Raw genomic sequence first — 18,196 nt, 5'->3', positions numbered from 1 at the left:
AACTGATTCGCGCGCTGAGTGACATGCGGGCAAACCTGGCCACCACGCTGCAGCGTATTGGTGATGCGTCGGCCCAACTGGGAGACGCCGCCGAGCAGTTGCACGGCATCACGCAAACCTCGACCCAGCAATTGCGGCGCCAGGACGGTGAGATCGACCAGGCGGCAACCGCTGTCAACCAGTTGACCACGGCAGTCGACGAGGTGGCCCGCAACGCGGCTGCCAGCGCAAGTGAGTCCTCGCGGGGCGAGCATGCCGCGCGCTCAGGGCGGTCGGAGGTGCAGGGCAGTCTGGATTCGATCGCTCGGCTGGTCGAGGACGTCGGGCTCGCGGCGCATCAGGTGCAGGCATTGGCTGCGGGTGTGCAGAACATCGCGCGAGTGCTCGAGGTGATCCGTGCCGTCGCCGAGCAAACCAACCTGCTGGCACTCAACGCCGCGATCGAGGCAGCCCGCGCCGGAGATGCCGGGCGAGGCTTCGCGGTGGTCGCCGACGAAGTCAGAGGCTTGGCCTTGCGCACACAGCAGTCGACCGGTGAAATCGAAGGCATCATCGGCGAACTGCATGGGGCAGCCACACAGGCGGTAGCCAGCATGCAGCAGAACCGCGAGCGGGCGCGCTCGACACTGGATACCGCCCACAGCGCCGCTGAAGCCCTGTTGCAGCTCGGCGATACCGTCGAGGCAATCAGCCAGCGTACCTTGCTCATTGCCGGTGCCGCCGAACAGCAGGTTCAGGTGGCCCGGGAGATCGACAGCAATCTGCTGAACATCCGCGCTTTGTCCTTGCGCACCACGGCGGATGCCGAACAGACCCGTGCTGCCAGCGAGGCGTTGACGCGGCTGGCGAACGGTCTTCGCGAGGTGGTGCGCACCTTCCGGGTTTGACGTGCACTAAATGGAGAGGTCATTGAATGGGCTCCTTCTTCAGCAAGCCGTTTTTAGTTTGGCGTGATAGCACACAACAGGAGTCAGCATGCTGCGAGAGACAAAGAACCGGCAGGTCATACTACGCTCGAGGCCGTCAGGTATTCCCGACGCGGAACATTTCGAGATTGTCGAGACACCGCTGCCTGATCTCGCGGACGGTCAGGTTCTGATTCGCAATATCTACCTGTCGGTCGAGCCGGCAATGCGCGGATGGGTCAGTGCGGTCGCCAACTATTCCGACTCCGTGGCGCTTGGCGATGTGATGCGCGCCTTTGCTGCCGGGCGGGTAGAGGGTTCACGGCATCCTGATTTCCATCCGGGCGAATTCGTCACCGGAATGTTCGGCTGGCAGGACTATGCGGTCGTTGACGCCAAGGCGATCGAGCGCAAGGTTCACCAGGCTGGGCTGCCGCTCTCCACTTCGCTCGGTGTTTTGGGGCTGAACGGGCTTACAGCCTATTTCGCCCTGCTCGATGTCGGCCAACCGCGGCCTGGAGAGACCGTCGTCGTGTCCACCGCCGCCGGGGCAGTGGGTTCGTGTGCCGGCCAGATTGCCAAAATCAAAGGCTGCCATACCGTAGGCCTTACCGGTGGTCCGGACAAAGTGAAACTCTGTCGAGAGATGTTCGGTTACGCGTCGGCCGTTGACTACAAGGCCGAGGATTTCGAGCTGGCGTTGGATGCCGCGTGCCCTCGGGGCGTGGACGTCTACTTCGACAACACCGCTGGGCGCATCAGCGATGCGGTCATGCGCCGCCTCAACCCCGGCGCCCGAGTGATCATCTGCGGCACGGCGTCGGTCTCCAGTTGGGACCCGATACCTCTCGGGCCGCGCGTCGAGCGTCACCTTCTGGTCAAGCGTGCAAGAATGCAGGGCTTTCTGGTCTTCGACTACGCCCAACGATTTCCCGAGGCATTGCGAGAAATTGAAGCCTGGGTCCGTGCCGGACAGGTTCGTTATCTGGAGGACGTACTTGAGGGGATCGAGCATGCTCCTGGCTCAATCGCGGGTGTTTATCGGGGCGAGAATCGCGGTAAGCGGCTGATTCGGATTGCCACAGAGTAGACAAGTTCACCTTGTTGCCAGGAAAGGTGGCGTGCCTACGCCTGCGACGATGCCCGTGGGGCTGCTGTGCTGCGTTTATTTCTCGATCGCTATTTTGGGTGCCCAACTCAGCCATTGCTCCTCGGGCTTGTCGAACAGCGCGAACGTCTGCTGTGGCCGTGCCGGGTTACCCATCAGCTCGCCTTCGGGAGTGGCGAAGGCGATGCCACCCGCGATCAACGTTTCCACTGATTCGGTATGGACGGTGGCGCCCTTGAACAGCCCCCAGTCGAAACCGAAGCCACTGCTGTTCCAGAACCGGCTGCCGCTGCGCACCAGCGCCGCATAGCGTGGTTCGATGAGAATGTGGATCAGCACCCGATCACCGGACTGGCCCAGTTCGTAGTGGGTGACCTTGCCAACCGTCACTTCACGGTAGGTAACCGGGACCCCCGGCTTGATCGAGCCACGGCGTGGCGCACTCAGGGTCAACGGTAGGCCGACTTCCTCGCCTTTGAGCGTCGGCGGCTCGTCCAGGGCGACGAACTCATGCTGCGGACCTCTGTCCTTCAGTGCCGGCAGCACCTCCAGGTATTGCCCGCCGACCAGGGTGTCGAGGTTCTCGGTGCGCACCAGGCCAAGGGCCGGCTTGACCACCCAGAACTGCGTGCCGGCGCGGGCGATGCGGGCCTGGGCTTGGGTGATCCGCGCCTTGAGCAGGACCGCTTGCAGGTCGGCGGTGAAATCGACGCTTTCAACACTGCCCACGTCAAGGCCGCGGAATCGAATCGCAGTGCCGGGCTTGAGGCCATCGGCGCGGTCTATCCGAATGCTTACCAAGGTCCCCGCGCGGTCCGCGGCTTCCTGGTTTTCGTGCAGGCGGAAGCGTGGAATCTGGCGTTTGATGGGTACATCCTGTTGCGGGGTATCGAAAGCGATGCCGCCGGCCATGAGCGTTTGCAGTGATTCGCTTTTGACTTTGATGCCCGAGAGCCCGCCCGACAGGGTGATGCCGCTGGCATTCCAGAAGCGCGAGGAGCCGTTGACGAGCTTGGCGTATTCCGGGCTGATATGAACGCCGATGAGGATTTGCTTGTTGTCCCGGCTGAATTGATAGCTCTGCACACTGCCCACTTTCACCTGGCGATACAGCACGGGGCTGCCGACTTCCAGGGAGCCAAGGCTAGTGGTCGATAGCACCATGTGCAGCCCTGGCGCCTTCAGATCAAGAGGCGGTGCCTTGGCGCGCGCCTCGAACTCCCGCAGGGGCTTGCCACCCACTTCACCGGGTCGGATGGCAATGTAATTGCCCTTCACCAGCGCCTCCAGGCCGGTAATCCCCGCCAGGGAAATGGAAGGCTTCACCACCCAGAACTGAGTACCTTCCACGAGGTAGTTTTCCGTCATCGGATCCAGGGTCAGCTCGGCGCTGGCACTGACCAGGTCATCCGCCACTTTGAGGCTCTTGAGCGAGCCGACAGGTATGCCTTTGTACATGACGGGAGTGCGCCCCGCCTGCAAGCCTTCATAGTCAGTCAGCTTGACCTTGATGCGAACACCCGCCTGGGCGGCATCGAAGTCATCGTACAGGCGGAAGGAGGGGTGGGTGTCGGCGGGAGGGCTGTCCGTGCGATAGTCCGGAGTGGCAAAGGCGATGCCCCCCGCAACGATGCTGGAAAGCGATTCACTGCGTATTTTCACACCTGAAAGGTCGGCATCCACACTGATACCGCTGGCATTCCAGAAACGCGTGTGTTTGCGAACCAGCGCGGTGTAGGCGGGCTCGATGAAGACCTTGATCTCGACCGCGTCTTGCCCATCGGACAACCGGTAGCTTTTCACTCGGCCGACCTGGATCTGTTTGTAGAATACCGGACTGTCTCGATGCAGCGATCCGAGTCGATCCGCCTTGAGCGTCAGATGCAGGCCGGGTTCGCTATCGGACAGGGGCGGAGCATCCGCCAGGGCATTGAAGTGTGTGGCTTTCTCTCCGTCACCGGGGCTGACGGCGATGTAATTACCCGACACGAGTGTCTCCAGCCCGGTAATGCCCGCAAGGCTGACATTGGGCTTGACCAGCCAGAAGCGTGTCCCTGTGGTGAGGTGGGGCGCGGCTTCCTGCTTGATCTCAATGGTGGCGATGACACCAGCATCGCCTTGCGCGTTGTCGAGTACCAGCGCCTTGACCTTGCCAACCGACATGCCTTTGTAAATAACCTCGGTTTTATTGGCGACAATGCCTTCGCCGGAAAGGAAGCGGACCTGGATATCGATGCCTGCATCTCGATAAGCTTGCCACGCCAACCAGCCGCCAATCGCCAATGCGATGACAGGCAGAATCCAGATTGCTGACCAGCTTGATGCTGGCCGGGTGTTCGCCGATGGTCGATTACTCATTGTCGTCATCCGATTCCGTGTTGTCCCAGATCAGCCTGGGGTCGAACGTTAAAGCGGCGAGCATCGTCAGTATCACCACGGTGGCGAATGCGATGGCGCCAGGATTGGCTTCGATGCTGGCGATGTGCCCGAAATTGACGACGGCCACCAGAATGGCAATGACGAAAATATCGAGCATGGACCAACGGCCGATGAATTCGATAAAGCGATACATCAATATTCGTTGGCGCGCCGAGAGTGGCTGGTGCCGTTGTACCGAGTACAACAGCAGGCCGATGCCCACCAACTTGAATGTGGGCACGAGAATGCTGGCAATAAACACGACCGCGGCAATTGGCAACATGTCGTGTTGTATCAAGGCAACAACACCCGACATGATGGTTGCTGGGCTGCCTTGGCCCAATGTATTGACGGTCATGATCGGCAGCACATTGGCAGGGATGTAAAGGATGGTGGCTGTGATCAACAAGGCCCAGGTACGCACGATACTGTTGGGTCTGCGCGGGTGGACAGTAGCGCCACAACGTGAACAGGGTATTGACTGACGGTCTGGGTCTTCACGGTTCAAGGCGTGGCATGTATCGCATACCAGAATGCCTGCATCAATCGCGCGCATGTTCGTTCTCCTCTGACAAGATGCTCCAAATCTGCTGTGGCGACATTTCGATCTCCAGCCAAACCTGTATGAATAACAATGAAATAAAACAGAAAAGACCGACGCCCAGGGTGAGTTCAGCCAGGTCGACCAACTTGACGATGGCGACGAGAATGCCCATGAAGTAAACTTCCAACATGCCCCACTCACGCAAATGCTGGTAGGCGCGATAGCAGGCTATTGCGTGTTTCTTTCGGGTGTTCAGGCGAAGGCTTGCAAGAACCACAAGTTGAAAGGTCAGCTTGAGCAGTGGAATCGCCATGCTGCATAGAAACACCACCACGGCAACGCCGCGCATGCCGGTGTTGAACAGGCCTGTCACCCCGCTCCAGACCGTATCGCTGCTCGTCTGGCCGAGCAGGTGCAATTGCATGATCGGCAGGCAGTTGGCCGGTATGTAGAGCAGCAGCGCCGTCAGTACCAATGCCAGGCCGCGGTCAACGACGTCGGGGCGATCAGCGCAAAGCTCATGGTCACAGCGCGGACAATGCGCTTTTTCTTTTTTTCGCAACATGGGTTTGCGTAGCAGCAGGTCACACTCGAGGCAGGCCGTGAGTGCGCCAAGTTGCATGTTGTTCCGAGCGGCTGGAGTGGCTGGGATTGGCATGTGTTAGTTCTGACTATGTCGAGGGTTTCAATGCGGCCGGGTTTGAAAGTCCTGGTTCAACTGACAGCAACGCCTATGAGGCACGAGGCGTACTTCATGAGTACATGATGCATAGAGGGTTGTGTGCAATAAGTTGCTTAGGGCAATCGAGAATCAGATTGCACCTGATCGGGCGGCTTCTATTTCTTGTGAAACGGAAGCCGCCCGTAATGGCTGATCATTTTCGTGATGAAGGCCGACGCCGGCGAACAGGTTATTCAGTCCTGGCCGGCCGCGCCGATTGTGCTTTCCACCTTTGGCTTGCTCGATTGAAGCGCGGCGATAATTTCCGCGGCTCGGTTTGCGCGTGCACTCGGCACAACCACGGTGAGCGCGTAGAGGCCCATGTAGGTGTGGAGTGTCACTGAGAATGAACTCACGCCCAGGATGTATTCGTCGTAATCGATGTTGTAACCGTCGCGCCGAGCGGATTGCAGTTGCACTTGCAATGCCGCCAGGTCGGGGGTCTTGTCGGTGAACTGTGGCAGTGGCTCTTGATACAACTGGCCAATGGTGTGCTCATCCTTACCTGCGAGCAGCATGCGTCCTGCCGATGAGGCAAACGCCGGCGCCTGGGTGCCAATGGGGAACACCACGCGCAGTTCACGCTCGGCAATATGCCGATTGATCACCGAAATCTTGTCACCCACCAGATGGCTGAGGCAGGTCGATTCCTGGAGTTGTTCCGACAGCTCGATCATGAAGGGCTGGACCAGGCTGATGATATCGCTCTTGCTGTGATTGATCAGTTGCCCAAGTGCGGGCCCCAGGCGATAGCCGCCATTCGGGCCTACGGCCTCGACCAGCTGTTCTTCCAATAGCGCATTGATGATCCGTTGCACTGTCGAGCGGGGCAGGTCAACGGCCTGCGCGATGGCCGCCAAGCTCAAGCCCCGTGGATTGTTGCCAAGCGCTCGCATGATCGATCCGGCGCGGGCGATCACCTGGATGCCGGAGTGCCGAGCGTTCTGTTCGTCTGAGGTGTTCATTTTGTCCTCTCTGTGATGGGCAGGCCAGTGTATCGGCTACGCATCGATAAATGCCCTCGTTGCCTTCACCGCCAGGATGAAAAGGAGGTTGCCACCGTTGTGGGAGGGGCTCATGTTGCCATGCTGAATCGTATTGTGGTTCACTGTACCACATAGGGGTACTTCCCTCCACTCATCAAAACACTCTTCAGGAGAATCGCTCGGTGGCTCTTAACTCATCCATACGCGCCTCCCAGGCCTTGGTGCCTTTGACATTGGCTGCGCTACTGGTTGGTTGTGGCAAGCAGGAAGCAGCCCAACCCCCCGCCGCACCGCAGGTCGGGGTGTATCAGGTGCATGCTCAGCGGCTATTGCTGTCCAGCGACCTGCCAGGCCGAACCTCGGCCTATCGGGTGGCGGAAGTTCGGCCGCAAGTGTCGGGAGTCATTCAGAAGCGCACCTTCGTTGAAGGCAGTGAGGTCAAGCAGGGGCAGGCGCTGTATCAGATCGATCCGCGTACCTACAACGCCCAGCAGGCTCGCGCCGAGGCCAACCTGCGGACCACGGGCAATCTGGCTCAGCGCTACCAACGCTTGCTGCAGACCAATGCCATCAGCCAACAACAGTTCGACGATGCACAGGCTGCCTGGCTGCAGGCGCAGGCCGATGCACAGGTGGCACGTATCAATGTGCAATACACCCAGGTGCTTTCGCCGATTTCCGGGCGTATCGGGCGTTCGTCGGTCACCGAAGGGGCGCTGGTCACCAACGGCCAGGCCCAGGAACTGGCGACGGTGACCCAGCTGGATCCGATCTACGTCGACGTGACGCAGCCGATCACCAAGCTGCTTGGCCTGCAGCGCGCGTTGGCGGCTGGGCACCTGCAGAACGGTGAGAGCCAGACGGAGGTGGGGCTGTCCCTTGATGATGGCAGTGCGTATCCACTCAAGGGAACGCTGAAGTTCTCGGAAGTGCGGGTTGACCCAACCACCGGGTCCGTGACCCTGCGTGCCGAATTCCCGAACCCCCAGCGCACCCTGTTGCCGGGCATGTTCGTGCGGGCGCAAATCAATGAGGGCGTGGACGAGGCAGCCTTGCTCGTGCCGCAGCAGGCAGTGGTCCGCGATACGCGCGGTCAGTCACTGGTGTGGTTGGTCACTGCCGGCAATCAGGTTGAACAGCGTGAGGTACAAACCGTGCGCACCGTCGGCAATGCCTGGTTGATCGGCAAGGGCCTGAATGACGGTGATCGAGTCGTCACCGAAGGTCTGCAGCGCCTGAGCAAGGGGATCCAGGTCGAGCCGGTAGAGGCCAGCAACGTCCAATTGGTCTCTGACTTCACCGGCAAAGCCCAAGCGGCAAACTGAGGAGCGCTGAGTTCATGTCACGCTTTTTTATTGATCGGCCGATTTTCGCCTGGGTACTTGCCATTGTCGCCATGTTGGCGGGCACGTTGTCGTTGTTGAACATGCCCGTCAGCCAGTACCCGAACATTGCCGCTCCGGCGGTATCGATTCAAGTGACTTATCCAGGGGCTTCGGCGCAGACCGTGCAGGACACTGTCGTCCAGGTCATCGAGCAACAGATGAGTGGCCTGGATGGTTTCCGCTACATGTCCGCCGAAAGCAATGGTGATGGGAGCATGACCATCATTGTTACCTTCGAACAGGGCGTGAACCCGGATATCGCGCAGGTGCAGGTGCAGAACAAGCTGCAACTCGCCACGCCACGCTTGCCGGAGGAAGTCCAACGCCAGGGCTTGAAAGTGGTGAAGTATCAGCAGAACTTCTTCCTGGTGGTCGGCCTGGTGGACACCGCTGGCAAGCTCAACAGTGCGGATCTCAGCAACATTGTCGCATCCGACTTGCAAGACCCGATCTCGCGGGTCACCGGTGTTGGCGACGTGATGCTGTTCGGCGCGCCTTATGCGATGCGGATCTGGCTTGATCCCAGCAAGCTCAACAGCTACCAACTGACTCCGAACGATGTCGCCTCTGCGATCCGCGAGCAGAACGTCCAAGTATCGTCTGGCCAATTGGGAGGCTTGCCGACACGGGCCGGCGTGCAATTGAACGCCACCGTTATCGGTAAAACGCGTATGACCAGCGTCCACGAGTTCGAGGACGTGCTGATCAAGGTCAACGACGATGGTTCTCAGGTGCGGGTCAAGGACGTAGCTGAAGTCAAACTGGGTGCGGATGATGCATCAATCACTGTTCGCTATGACGGTAAGGAAGCATCGGGTCTAGCCCTTCGCCTGGCGCCAGGCGGCAACCTTCTGGAGGCTGCCAAGTCCGTGCGTGCAGTCTTGGACAAGCAGACCAAGAACTTACCGGAAGGGGTCGAGATCGTTTTCCCGTATGACACCACGCCAGTGGTTGAAGCGTCGATCGAATCGGTCGTCCACACCATTTTCGAAGCTGTCATCCTGGTGTTTGTGGTGATGTATCTGTTCCTGCAGAGCTTCCGTGCCACGTTGATCCCGACGTTGGCGATTCCGGTCGTGCTGCTGGCTGCCTTTGCCGTGTTGCCAATGTTCGGCATTACCATCAATGCCCTGGGCATGTACGCCATGGTGCTGGCCATTGGTCTGTTGGTCGATGATGCCATTGTCGTGGTGGAGAACGTCGAACGATTGATGCATGACGAAGGGTTGTCACCCGTGGAGGCCACACGCAAATCCATGGAGCAGATTTCGGGTGCCTTGATCGGTATCGGTACCGTGCTGTCGGCGGTGTTTGTGCCGATGGCGTTCTTCGGCGGTTCGGCAGGCATCATCTACAAGCAGTTCGCCGTCACCGTGGTGGCCTGTATGGGTATCTCCGTTCTGGTGGCCCTGGTCTTTACTCCGGCATTGTGCGCGACCATCCTCAAGGCGCCGCAAGGCCATGGCCATACCGAGAAGAAAGGCTTCTTTGGCTGGTTCAACCGCACCTTTGACCGCGGCACCCAGCGTTTCGAGCGTGGTGTGCAGCACATGCTCGGGCGCCGTGGTCGTTATCTGCTGATCTTCTTGCTGATTACCGTGGGTACCGGTTTCCTGTTTACGCGCATCCCTGGCGCCTTCCTGCCCAACGAAGACCAGGGTCTGTTGATTATCGAGGCCCGTGCGCCGTCGAACGGTTCGGCGCAGCGTACCGAAGCGATCCTGAGCCAGGTATCTGATTACCTGTTGAAGAATGAAACCGATACCGTGGCCTCGGTGTTGACGGTCAACGGCTTCAACTTTGCAGGTCGCGGCCAGAACTCTGGTTCGGCGTTTGTCATGCTCAAGGACTGGAGCGAGCGTCATGGCAAGGGGCAAGACATTTTCAGCCTCGCGCAGCGTGCCAACGGCCACTTTGCCGGCATCAAGGATGCCACAGTCATGGCCTTCGTCCCGCCCGCGATCCTGGAAATGGGCAACGCGATGGGCTTCGACTTCTACCTGCAGGACAACGCCGGTCTCGGGCATGAAGCCTTGATGGCTGCGCGTAATCAGTTCCTTGGCCTGGCTGCGCAGAGCCCCGTTCTGGCGGCGGTGCGTCCGAATGGCAAGGATGATGAACCCCAGTACAAGATCGTTATCGACGACGAGAAAGCGCGCGCTTTGCAAGTCAGCATCCAGTCGATCAATGACACGATGTCGGCGGCCTGGGGTTCGATGTATGTCAATGACTTCATCGATCGTGGACGGATCAAGCGGGTGTATCTGCAGGGTGACGACACCTCGCGGATCGGGCCGGAAGACTTCGACAAGTGGTTCGTTCGCAACAACCTTGGGCAGATGGTGCCGTTCTCGGCGTTTGCCAGCGGGCAGTGGATCTATGGTTCGCCGAAGCTGGAGCGCTATGGCGGGATTTCGGCTGTGAATATCCTGGGCCAGCCGGCGCCTGGTTACAGCACTGGGGATGCGATGATCGCCATTGCCGAGATCATGAAGCAGATGCCGAAAGGGATTGGCCTGAGTTACAACGGCTTGTCCTACGAGGAGATCAAAACCGGCAACCAGGCGCCGATGCTCTACGCCCTGACCGTGATGATCGTGTTCCTGTGCTTGGCGGCGCTGTATGAAAGCTGGTCGGTGCCGGTGGCGGTCATTGCCATCGTGCCGGTAGGTATTCTCGGCGCGGTGCTGGCGACCCTGTGGCGTGACCTGGGCGCGGATGTGTATTTCCAAGTTGGCCTGATGACCACGATTGGCCTGACCGCGAAGAACGCGATCCTGATCATCGAGTTCGCCAAGGAACTGTATGAGCGTGAAGGCGTGCCGTTGGTCAAGGCGGCGGTAGAGGCGGCCCGTCTGCGTCTGCGACCGATCTTGATGACCTCCCTGGCATTTACCTTTGGTGTACTGCCGATGGCTCGCGCCGCGGGCGCAGGCTCCGGCAGCCAGCATTCGCTGGCGACCGGCGTGGTTGGCGGGATGATCACCGCAACCCTGCTCGCGCTGTTCTTCGTGCCGCTGTTCTATGTGGCGGTAGTGGCATTGTTCGAGCGGGGCAAAAAACGCCAAGTCGTTGCACAAGGAGAACAGGCATGAAGCTCAAGACCTTGAGCCTGGCGTTGGCCCTTGCACTGGCTGGCTGCAGCCTGATTCCCGAGTACCAGCGTCCGCAGGCGGATATCCCTGCTACCTGGCCCGAAGGCGCGGCGTATGCCGCGCCTGAGAGGGCCACTGACAAGGCGCTCATGGCCTGGCAGTCGGTGTTTCGCGATCCAGCATTGCAGCGCCTGGTGAACCAGGCGTTGGACAGTAATACCGATCTGCGTCAGGCCGCCTTGAATGTCGAGGCCTACCGGGCATTGCACCGCATCCAGCGGGCAGAGGAGTTTCCCAGCGTCGACCTGGGCGCCAGTGGCAGTCGCCAGCGAGTGCCGAGCGACCTCTCGACGACAGGTGATGCAAACATCCAGAGCCAGTACCAGGTGGCCCTCGGCGTGTCCTATGAACTGGACCTGTTCGGCCGTTTGCGCAGCCTGAGCAGGTCCGCCGCCGAGCAGTACCTGGCTTCGGATGCCGCGCGCTACAGCGTGCAGGTCTCGTTGGTGGCTGATGTGGCCACCGCTTATCTGACGTGGCGCAGTGATCAGGATCAGCTGGTACTGGCCCGTTCCACCCTCAAGACCCACCGCGACAGTCTCGGGCTGATTGAAGATCGGTTCAACAGTGGTACCGCATCTCAGCTTGATGTGCGCCAGGCGCGAACCTTGGTTTCCCAGGCCGAGGTGCAGGAGACACTGTACACGCGCCAGGTGGCCCAGGACCTCAATGCGCTGGAGCGCCTGATCGGTGCGCGTCTACCGGGTGATTTGCCACCAGGGCTGCCATTGGCCGAACCAGTGTTGGCCCAGTTTCCCATGGGGCTCAGCTCGGAAGTGTTGTTGCGCCGACCTGACATTCAGGCCGCCGAGCATCGCCTGCAGGCCGCCAATGCTGATATTGGCGCGGCGCGTGCGGCGTTCTTCCCGAGCATCACCCTGACTGGTGCGGCTGGTACGTCGAGTGCCGAGCTCGACGGCTTGTTCAACGGCGGCTCGGGCATGTGGCAGTTTGTGCCGCAGATCAGCCTGCCTATCTTCAATGCAGGGCGTCTGCAGGCCAATCTGGATTACGCGAAGATTCGCCGTGACATCAACGTCAGTGAATACGAAGGCGCGATTCAGAAGGCATTCCAGGAAGTCGCGGATGGATTGGCGGCCCGCGGAACCTACGGCAAGCAATTGCAGAGCCAGCAGGGCAGGGTAGATGACAACCAGGCTTACTACGACTTGGCCAGGCAGCGCTATGACGAAGGCGTTGACAGCTACATGAGCGTGCTTGATGCCCAGCGCGAACTGTTCAGTGCGCGTCAGCAACTGATTCAGGATCGGCTGGCGCAACTGGTTGCAGAAGTGAACTTGTTCAAGGCTGCCGGGGGTGGCTGGCACAGCACAGGACCGGCTCAGGGCAAGCAGCAAGGTTAGGTAGTCCGTGGCACTGCAATCGAGGTGTGATTGCAGTGCCCATTTTGAAACAAGGGGAAGTCCATGAAGGTCCGTCCAGCTTTTGCAATGCTGGTGCTACTGAGTTTTCCATTGATGGCTGCAGAGAGTTCGTCTCCGCCCAGTGGAAAGGAAGTCATGAAGCAGCATCAGGCACAAATTCAAAACCGATTGGCTGATGTTGATTACAACCGTAAACGTGTGGTGGAACTCAACATGGCGCTGGAGAGTGAGGAGGCCGAGCGTTTCTGGCCAATTTACAACACCTACCGCGCGGAAGCTGCAAAGATCAGTCGGCAGACGCTGGAAATAATGATCGATTACTCGGGGGCGTACAGCACCGGCAATGTGACCGATGAGTTGGCGAGTTCGTTGCTGCAGCGTGTCAATGATTTGCAACAGCGTCAGCTCGACCTTCGTCAGAAATATATCCAGCGCATTGCAAAAGACGTATCGCCTAAACGCGCCATGCGTTTCCTGCAAATCGAGACGCAGTTGGACTCGATCAATAATCTTGATATCGGCCGGGAGCTGCCCTTGGTGGAGTGACGCGGTCGTCATCAGTCAAGGTGGCAGGCGCTACCATCAAGACGATGTGGGATTTACCTGAGGGAAAGCATTTCAAGTGCTTTCCCTTTTTTGCGCATGAGATAAAGGCCCGTGGTGACAGGCTGTCTTTTGGGCTGCGAGGATTGGAAGTGTTGATGCCTTGAGGGGGCTGAAGTGCGTGTGCCGCCTTCAGGGTCGGGAGGCGCTATGTCAGAAGGGGATGCTGAAAGGCCTTGGCTGAAGCTGATGAGCGTTCAGCGCAAGGCCATGTATCGCGTTGCAGGGCAAGTCAGTTGCGCGGAGGGGAAAGCGTCTCCAGGAGTTTGCTTTCCAGTAGTTTCTTATATTTAAGGGCGTCGGACTCACTGTGGTACACCCCAACGAGAACGTCACCCTGATAGACATCCCAGATGTCGCCCACCTGGTCCGCGGTCTCGTGGGACATGTTGGAAGTGTCACGCTGCTTGATAGTGATTTTCATCTTTAGTACTCCGGGTTTTAGTGTGAAATGCGAACTTGCCAATGGGGAGGTGACTGCTCATTGGTGCTGGCTGACTGAAGTAACATGAAATGCTTCTTGAAGGTTTTCAATGCGCTGCGATATTCCGTGCGGCGCCGTTTGAATCGCACGGCTGGCGCTATGACCGATACGGCATGCGAGCCCATCAGCGTCGGAATGAGGATACTCATCGCATTCACATTCAGCGTGTGCTCTTCAATGTCCACGGCAATGCCTTCGCGGCGAATGTCCGGCATCTGCTTGAGCAGCGCAGACAGGCTCAGTGTGTGGGTGGTCAACTTTTCCGGGGTCGACGTCAGCCACTGCTTGATCTGCTCATCGCTCAGCGTGGACAGCAACACCTTGCCATCCGCGGTGGTGTGCATGGGCACTGACTGACCCAACGGAATCACCACCTGGAGTTCATGCTTGCTGATCACACGACTGATGACTGTGCTTTGCTGACCTCGTATGCAGGACAGCGCCACGGTTTCCCCTAACTGGTCGCCCAACTGCTGCAATGCTGTTTGGGCGATCGAAATGATATCGCCATGCGCCTGGTGAACCAGTTGGTGAAAGCCCGGGCCCAGACGATAGCCGCTGCCGGTCAGTGCTTCGATCATGTCTTCGGCCTCCAGGGCGGCGATGATGCGTTGCACGGTCGAGCGTGGCAGCCCCACCACGTGAGCAATGGTGGTCAGGCTCAAGCCCCTGGGCTGGGCGGCCAGGCAGCGCATGATGGCGCTCGCGCGTGCGATGACCTGAATCCCCCCGCAACGAGGTTCTTGGATCGATTGTGCTCTGTCGGCGTTCATAAAATCCTTATGGGCGAAGGTGTGGCCACCTCGCAGGTTTGCACGAGTCGGATCATTCTGAGTCGCTTGTTGTACCATAATGCGCTACAGTCTATCACATTGCGGTACAATGTGTGCCATGCCATCGGTCAGCGACCGTCGCGACCACGAGGAACCAGTGGGCGCCGTCAGGCCGAGGAGAAAAAGTGATCATCACCATTCAGACCCAACCACGGAGGAGTTCTCGATGAAAAGAAGCAAGGCGGAGATGGAGCGAACTCGCTTGCGATTATTGGATGCCGCCGAGTGGGTCTTCAGTGACCAGGGTTATGCAGCTGCCAATCTGGAGGAGATTGCCGATACTGCCGGACTGAGTAGGGGCGCCATTTACTGGCATTTCAAAGGTAAGCCTGAGCTTCTGGATGCTGTCGTCGCACGTGCTTGGTTTCCCTGGGATCAATTGCCAATCGAGAAGAGCGATTTCGATCGGCCACCCAGCATTCAGGAAATGGCCCATGAGCTGGGGCAGGGAGTCCAGCGCACGTTGCTTGAACCGCACCTGCGCAGAAGCGCGCTGATTTTGCTGCAGGGGCGGGAGTTGCGGAACGTAAGCGAACGTCTGCTGCTGCGTTTGCGGAGCATGCAGCAGCGAGTCGCCCTGTATGTGTCATTGGTCATCGAGCAGGCACGAGAGCGTATTGCGTCATGTTGTGATTCGAGCGCACAGGCCAAGGTGGTTCAGACTTTCATGTTTGGCGCCCTAAGTGAGGCCTTGATGTTAGGTAGGCCGGGTGAGCAAAGCCTCGTTGGTCAAGAAGTAGAGCGCTTCGTCTTGGAGTTGCTTCTGCCTGTAAGACTACCGAGCAAGACGCTCTGACCTGCTGTGATCTGACTGACCCGCCCACATTGAGATCCATCCCTTTTGGCGTTCAACTGGGGCGGGGGCTATATCGCTGAATTTTATTGACTTAACAGATGATGCGGGCACGGTCTGGCAGGGGCGCAATATGTTCTGGGTAATGGTCCAGTAGATGGCGAAAACAGCAGGCGCGGTGACTTTGTTCTTGTGTCTGAAAGACATGTCTAGAGACTTTCAGGGCTGCCGAAGAACATTTGGATAGGGCTCTGGGACGGTGTTTTTGGTTATCAGAATCCCAAATGTACCTCCAGAAATGCCCTTGGATACCCCCAGCGGAATGCGCGACCGAGAATGGCGATTCTTCGAGAAGGTTGAGTGATTGGGTACTTCGTCTTCCAGACCCAGCCGGCAGAACCAGCGATAGGCCAGGTTTAGGTGAACCTCTTCGCACAATCGCCGCTCGGAACGAATGCCATAGCAGTAGCCGACGACCGGCATGCGCACCATTAACTCCGGGTCAATCGAGGGACGCCCGATGGGGCTATAGAAATCCGCCAGGTAGGCACGCAGATCACTGAGATCCGGGCACTGGTCGATGCTGCGTAGGAGATGTTAGGCCGGGACGTGATCTTCCAGATTGAATGGGTAGAACAGGCGCTGCTGTCCTCTTGGTAACTGTCCCATCATGCTGTTCGCCCCCACGCTCGCTGACAAAGCAATTCTGCCAACGGCATGGGGAGGCAGCTACTTTTTCAACAGAATCGACCCAAAGCGATCATCTGGCCGGAACCATCTTGGCTCTCTGCAAGCGTCGGACTTCGAATATGTGAGATTAAATCATCTGTTATGGCATGATGCACCGCCCTGCAACCTGCATAAGTTTGTCAGTGATGAGGCTGGATTTGAGCGCGGGGTTTTGACGTGCATTGCCACCCATGCATATCTGGATGTGGAATCGCTAGGCGGCGCTAAGGCCGCTAAGCAGTTGCTCTCGTCATTTCCGGATTCAGAATAGTGAACCCTGGCGTTTTGAATTGAATGCCTCGACTGGGATGTTGTACAGCGCGCTCATGCCGTTGCGGAAATCCTTGATGCCGCCATAACTCGGGTGGCGGATTGCAATTACTTCGACATCAAAGCGGCTAGCGTAGCTGTAGGCATCGCCACCAATGGCAACAACCCGACGTATGCCTAGCCATTTGATCAAGGTCTCATTGAGCAGATCGACCGTCTGGAGCTCACGCGAGGTGAATTTGCGATTGGTGAAGGGATTGCCAGGCTCGTGGGGATGAAACGGAAAGACATTCCATAGCATTGGCGGGAGGGTGAGTACCCTTAGCACCGACCAAATCTCCGACGCCGTTCGCTCGACCAATGCAGGGCCGACCGTTGCCTGCTTGAAGCTGGAGCCGGGGTAGCGTTGCATCATTTCCGGGAGATGGTATTCGTCGGTGAGAGCCAGTCCGGTCCGCCGACCGCCGCGATACCCTAGATCACGTCCCATCCAGATGGTGTCGACACCGATATCCGTCGCGGCTTTGAGATAGCCGCGCAGATTGCGGCGGCGTGCGGCGACAGCATCGCTTCGATCATGCACTGGGCACTTGTCAGCATAGGGATTGAATACGTTGTCCAGCTTTAGCTCAGACAGGGCATTCACAAAGGCGGTAGGGTTCATGGCTGCTCTTTATGTTCCAAAGGTTCAAAGTGCATGGTGTGCTCAAGTACGTTGACATGGACGGTCCCTCGCCGGTGTCTCTGCAATTCGCGAAAGGCCTCAAAACCGGTAAGGATTGCTTTTTCCCACGGCCAGAGTTTGCACGCTTCAACCTCATAGCCTTCGACCATGCTCTCGATCTGTTTAAGCACGCTGTAATCCAGCGCGCCTGGCTTGGCATCGATATAAAACCTACGGCTCTTGGCATGGTTGAAAATCCAGGTTGCGATGCCTTCCTCAATGATCATAGCTCTGGCACCGTCTTCGTTTTCATCCTTCTTGGGATCCGACTTACGCTTGCGTTTGAGCAGTGCGCGCAGAACTGGCGACCAGCCCAAAAACGCAACGTAGGCCAGATGAAAAACGTCGTGGAAGCGGTAGTCGTCCGGCTCGTTGCTGTTGTCTGTGAGCCTATCCCCAATGAACACGCCCTTCAGGCTCTGAACAACGTAACCGTCCTCGCGGGTGCCTCGCTCATTGAACTCCATGGCCAATTCGGCGGGGAATTGTTCATGATCAGGGCACTTGAGATCAAATGGTGGGGGATAAACGGCTTCGTCATCTGGCCACCTGCTGAGGATCTTGCCGATGTTGCTACGCGCCACGTCTTCGAACCTCAGATCGAAGCTGGCACAAGCGATGGCCAGTTCTGCCAGATGAATCCCCAGATTCTGGCTTCGCGCTTGCGGAGACAATGCTTGCATGGCGGAATACGAAATCTCGGCCAATACGCCTGCCCGATTCGCAAGTCTAGCAAGCTGGGCTGAGCGGTCGACGTTGTCTGGGCTCCTCCGCATTTCCATGAGGCTGTCGATGTGCCGGAAAGTCACGGGGAGTATCGGAGGCTTCTCGCTTTCCCCGAATTGTGAACGGAGAAAGGCGATGCAGTTGGCACCGACTTCATCCGGGCCGACACCAACCGATGCCGCGATGTTGATCAAATACCACAAGGCATCCCCGAGCTCCTCGGCAGCCAAGTCGTTGACGGATGCCGCTAGGCGGTCGCGACCGACTTTTTTGACTGCGGACAGTAGCCCTCCGACTTCGCCAAAATAGCCGAACTTCAGTTTCTGATAGCCGGCTTCATTCGTCTGAAATTGATTGGTGCCGCCGGCTTTCAGTCGGTATTGGGGGATCGACAGCGAAGGTGGTTGCGGTGTCGGTACCGGCATGG

15 protein-coding genes and 1 pseudogene are annotated in these 18,196 nt (G+C 58.5%); 7 read left to right on the top strand and 9 right to left on the bottom strand.

Annotated elements, in window-relative coordinates; all coding sequences use genetic code 11:
• Positions 1-23: 23 nt before the first annotated feature.
• Together ACK56M_RS17975 and ACK56M_RS17970 are read left to right on the top strand one after the other, a co-directional pair.
• On the top strand, positions 24-887 hold the full coding sequence (locus ACK56M_RS17975; RefSeq protein WP_411959627.1) for a methyl-accepting chemotaxis protein: 864 nt from the start codon (positions 24-26) through the stop codon (positions 885-887).
• A gap of 88 nt (positions 888-975) precedes the next feature.
• On the top strand, positions 976-1,995 hold the full coding sequence (locus ACK56M_RS17970) for an NADP-dependent oxidoreductase (RefSeq protein WP_411958848.1): 1,020 nt from the start codon (positions 976-978) through the stop codon (positions 1,993-1,995).
• 75 nt (positions 1,996-2,070) lie between these two features.
• Here the strand turns inward: ACK56M_RS17970 and ACK56M_RS17965 are convergent, their stop codons facing one another.
• The 4 genes from ACK56M_RS17965 to ACK56M_RS17950 all read right to left on the bottom strand — a co-directional run bounded on the left by ACK56M_RS17965 (position 2,071) and on the right by ACK56M_RS17950 (position 6,616).
• Positions 2,071-4,371 (bottom strand): MlaD family protein, encoded by a 2,301-nt coding sequence (locus tag ACK56M_RS17965; protein WP_411959626.1) that lies wholly within the window; start codon positions 4,369-4,371, stop codon positions 2,071-2,073.
• A complete protein-coding gene (locus ACK56M_RS17960; RefSeq protein ID WP_411958847.1) occupies positions 4,364-4,987 on the bottom strand; it encodes a paraquat-inducible protein A in 624 nt (207 codons plus the stop codon). Before ACK56M_RS17960 ends, ACK56M_RS17965 begins: the two co-directional genes overlap by 8 nt.
• A complete protein-coding gene (locus tag ACK56M_RS17955) occupies positions 4,974-5,633 on the bottom strand; it encodes a paraquat-inducible protein A (protein WP_411958846.1) in 660 nt (219 codons plus the stop codon). The genes ACK56M_RS17960 and ACK56M_RS17955 overlap by 14 nt, the downstream gene beginning before the upstream one ends.
• 257 nt (positions 5,634-5,890) lie before the next feature.
• A complete protein-coding gene (locus ACK56M_RS17950) occupies positions 5,891-6,616 on the bottom strand; it encodes an IclR family transcriptional regulator (RefSeq protein ID WP_411958845.1) in 726 nt (241 codons plus the stop codon).
• A gap of 248 nt (positions 6,617-6,864) precedes the next feature.
• Between ACK56M_RS17950 and ACK56M_RS17945 the strand changes: the two genes are divergently transcribed.
• The 4 genes from ACK56M_RS17945 (at position 6,865) to ACK56M_RS17930 (ending at position 13,153) form a co-directional block, all read left to right on the top strand.
• On the top strand, positions 6,865-8,007 hold the full coding sequence (locus tag ACK56M_RS17945; protein ID WP_411958844.1) for an efflux RND transporter periplasmic adaptor subunit: 1,143 nt from the start codon (positions 6,865-6,867) through the stop codon (positions 8,005-8,007).
• Between the two features lie 14 nt (positions 8,008-8,021).
• Positions 8,022-11,162, top strand: coding sequence for an efflux RND transporter permease subunit (locus ACK56M_RS17940; protein ID WP_411958843.1), 3,141 nt, complete (start codon positions 8,022-8,024; stop codon positions 11,160-11,162).
• Positions 11,159-12,586 (top strand): efflux transporter outer membrane subunit, encoded by a 1,428-nt coding sequence (locus ACK56M_RS17935; RefSeq protein ID WP_411958842.1) that lies wholly within the window; start codon positions 11,159-11,161, stop codon positions 12,584-12,586. The genes ACK56M_RS17940 and ACK56M_RS17935 overlap by 4 nt, the downstream gene beginning before the upstream one ends.
• Positions 12,587-12,649: 63 nt before the next feature.
• Positions 12,650-13,153 (top strand): transcriptional regulator, encoded by a 504-nt coding sequence (locus tag ACK56M_RS17930; RefSeq protein ID WP_411958841.1) that lies wholly within the window; start codon positions 12,650-12,652, stop codon positions 13,151-13,153.
• A gap of 289 nt (positions 13,154-13,442) precedes the next feature.
• On the opposite strand, the gene ACK56M_RS17925 is transcribed toward ACK56M_RS17930, so the two are convergent.
• Both ACK56M_RS17925 and ACK56M_RS17920 read right to left on the bottom strand, forming a co-directional pair.
• Positions 13,443-13,634, bottom strand: a complete 192-nt coding sequence (locus ACK56M_RS17925) for a hypothetical protein (protein WP_411958840.1) — start codon at positions 13,632-13,634, stop codon at positions 13,443-13,445.
• A gap of 17 nt (positions 13,635-13,651) precedes the next feature.
• Positions 13,652-14,467 (bottom strand): IclR family transcriptional regulator, encoded by an 816-nt coding sequence (locus tag ACK56M_RS17920; protein ID WP_411958839.1) that lies wholly within the window; start codon positions 14,465-14,467, stop codon positions 13,652-13,654.
• 226 nt (positions 14,468-14,693) lie between these two features.
• On the opposite strand from ACK56M_RS17920, the gene ACK56M_RS17915 reads away from it, so the two are divergent.
• Positions 14,694-15,323 carry a TetR family transcriptional regulator gene (locus ACK56M_RS17915; RefSeq protein ID WP_411958838.1) on the top strand — a complete coding sequence of 210 codons (630 nt, stop codon included), beginning with the start codon at positions 14,694-14,696 and terminating at the stop codon, positions 15,321-15,323.
• A 321-nt stretch (positions 15,324-15,644) separates the two neighbouring features.
• Here ACK56M_RS17915 and ACK56M_RS17910 read toward each other — a convergent pair.
• The 3 genes and pseudogenes from ACK56M_RS17910 to ACK56M_RS17900 form a co-directional block, all read right to left on the bottom strand.
• A pseudogene (locus tag ACK56M_RS17910) lies at positions 15,645-15,992 on the bottom strand (transposase); the annotation flags it as partial.
• A gap of 319 nt (positions 15,993-16,311) precedes the next feature.
• Complete coding sequence (locus tag ACK56M_RS17905) at positions 16,312-16,983, bottom strand: uracil-DNA glycosylase (protein WP_101196594.1); 672 nt, start codon at positions 16,981-16,983, stop codon at positions 16,312-16,314.
• Complete coding sequence (locus tag ACK56M_RS17900; RefSeq protein WP_411958837.1) at positions 16,980-18,194, bottom strand: nucleoside triphosphate pyrophosphohydrolase family protein; 1,215 nt, start codon at positions 18,192-18,194, stop codon at positions 16,980-16,982. The genes ACK56M_RS17905 and ACK56M_RS17900 overlap by 4 nt, the downstream gene beginning before the upstream one ends.
• Positions 18,195-18,196 lie beyond the last annotated feature (2 nt).

Source organism: Pseudomonas sp. s4, assembly GCF_046764235.1.
In the GTDB taxonomy this organism is placed as follows: Bacteria; Pseudomonadota; Gammaproteobacteria; order Pseudomonadales; family Pseudomonadaceae; genus Aquipseudomonas; species Aquipseudomonas asiatica.
This window is presented reverse-complemented; position numbering and strand designations above follow the sequence as displayed.

Excerpts from the sequence above, each read along its gene's own strand:
- ACK56M_RS17930 (WP_411958841.1), top strand. The coding sequence starts at position 12,650 with ATGAAGGTCCGTCCAGCTTTTGCAATGCTGGTGCTACTGAGTTTTCCA.
- ACK56M_RS17915 (WP_411958838.1), top strand. The coding sequence starts at position 14,694 with ATGAAAAGAAGCAAGGCGGAGATGGAGCGAACTCGCTTGCGATTATTG.
- ACK56M_RS17940 (WP_411958843.1), top strand. The coding sequence starts at position 8,022 with ATGTCACGCTTTTTTATTGATCGGCCGATTTTCGCCTGGGTACTTGCC.
- ACK56M_RS17955 (WP_411958846.1), bottom strand. The coding sequence starts at position 5,633 with ATGCCAATCCCAGCCACTCCAGCCGCTCGGAACAACATGCAACTTGGC.
- ACK56M_RS17970 (WP_411958848.1), top strand. The coding sequence starts at position 976 with ATGCTGCGAGAGACAAAGAACCGGCAGGTCATACTACGCTCGAGGCCG.
- ACK56M_RS17920 (WP_411958839.1), bottom strand. The coding sequence starts at position 14,467 with ATGAACGCCGACAGAGCACAATCGATCCAAGAACCTCGTTGCGGGGGG.
- ACK56M_RS17925 (WP_411958840.1), bottom strand. The coding sequence starts at position 13,634 with ATGAAAATCACTATCAAGCAGCGTGACACTTCCAACATGTCCCACGAG.
- ACK56M_RS17975 (WP_411959627.1), top strand. The coding sequence starts at position 24 with ATGCGGGCAAACCTGGCCACCACGCTGCAGCGTATTGGTGATGCGTCG.
- ACK56M_RS17900 (WP_411958837.1), bottom strand. The coding sequence starts at position 18,194 with ATGCCGGTACCGACACCGCAACCACCTTCGCTGTCGATCCCCCAATAC.
- ACK56M_RS17965 (WP_411959626.1), bottom strand. The coding sequence starts at position 4,371 with ATGAGTAATCGACCATCGGCGAACACCCGGCCAGCATCAAGCTGGTCA.
- ACK56M_RS17905 (WP_101196594.1), bottom strand. The coding sequence starts at position 16,983 with ATGAACCCTACCGCCTTTGTGAATGCCCTGTCTGAGCTAAAGCTGGAC.
- ACK56M_RS17960 (WP_411958847.1), bottom strand. The coding sequence starts at position 4,987 with ATGCGCGCGATTGATGCAGGCATTCTGGTATGCGATACATGCCACGCC.
- ACK56M_RS17935 (WP_411958842.1), top strand. The coding sequence starts at position 11,159 with ATGAAGCTCAAGACCTTGAGCCTGGCGTTGGCCCTTGCACTGGCTGGC.